Source organism: Jeotgalibacillus marinus, assembly GCF_040801915.1.
Taxonomy (GTDB): Bacteria; Bacillota; Bacilli; order Bacillales; family Jeotgalibacillaceae; genus Jeotgalibacillus; species Jeotgalibacillus marinus.
Genome location: NZ_JBFMIA010000378.1, coordinates 1 through 215 on the forward strand (window position 1 = coordinate 1; position 215 = coordinate 215).

Sequence of the window (215 nt, forward strand, 5' to 3'; positions counted from 1 at the left end):
TGGCACCAGGGCTTTCATCGCATCCCGAGTTACCTTCGTCGCAGCCGCCGTCATTTTTCGCGCCTGTGTCGCACTTCACAGGCGGCGTTCCGCGAATCGTTTATCTCAGGTTCATGCTTAGAAGCCTGATCCCGCTCGCCGCTTCGCTCACCGCGCTCTTCTCGACGCTGTATCTCTACACCGTCTGAAGATCCCCGGGGGGACGCGCCCGCCCT

1 protein-coding gene is annotated in these 215 nt (G+C 61.4%); it reads left to right on the plus strand.

Annotated features, from left to right (window positions below; genetic code table 11):
• Nucleotides 1–188, plus strand: a 188-nt coding sequence (locus tag AB1471_RS18235) for a hypothetical protein (protein WP_367781120.1), incomplete at its 5' end; no start/stop codon positions are given.
• Nucleotides 189–215 lie beyond the last annotated feature (27 nt).